Origin of the sequence: Mycolicibacter sinensis, from assembly GCF_001667375.1 — a bacterium.
Taxonomy (GTDB): domain Bacteria; phylum Actinomycetota; class Actinomycetes; order Mycobacteriales; family Mycobacteriaceae; genus Mycobacterium; species Mycobacterium sinense_A.
Genome location: NZ_LZIN01000021.1, coordinates 1 through 514, shown reverse-complemented (window position 1 = coordinate 514; position 514 = coordinate 1). Strand labels below are relative to the sequence as shown.

General features: G+C 68.7%; 2 pseudogenes. One reads left to right on the top strand and one right to left on the bottom strand.

The window, feature by feature from the left end:
• Window positions 1–6: 6 nt before the first annotated feature.
• Window positions 7–444 (top strand): annotated as a pseudogene (locus tag A5771_RS04350) (glycogen debranching enzyme); the annotation flags it as partial.
• Here the strand turns inward: A5771_RS04350 and A5771_RS24615 are convergent.
• Window positions 426–514, bottom strand: a pseudogene (locus A5771_RS24615) (hypothetical protein); the annotation flags it as partial. The pseudogenes A5771_RS04350 and A5771_RS24615 sit on opposite strands and share 19 nt — an antisense overlap.

Sequence of the window (514 nt, the reverse complement as noted above, 5' to 3'; positions counted from 1 at the left end):
CCTCCCTTGGGCCGCGCCCCCCGGTCGGGGGTGGGCTGGGTCGCGCCCAGGGGGTGGCCCGGCCACAGGTCCCCGCGCGGCGCCGTCTATGCCGGCGCCGGAACCAATTTCGCGGTGTTCTCCGAGGTCGCCGAGCGGGTGGAACTGTGCCTGATCGATGAGGCCGACAACACCGAGTCCCGGATCCGTCTCGAGGAAGTGGACGGCTATGTCTGGCATGCCTATCTACCCGGCGTCGGGCCCGGCCAGCACTACGGGTTCCGGGTGCACGGGCCGTTCGACCCGTCGGCAGGGCACCGCTGTGATCCCGGCAAGCTGCTGCTGGACCCGTACGGCAAGGCATTCCACGGCGATTTCGACTTTGGTCCGGAGCTGTTCTCCTACGACCTGAACGACCCGGCCGGTGATGGGCCTCCCCCGGCGCTGGATTCGTTGGGGCACACCGCATCGGACAGATCCAGCGGCTTGAGCAGCGGGAATCGTTCGACGAAATCCAGGGTGGGGTTGCGGTCGA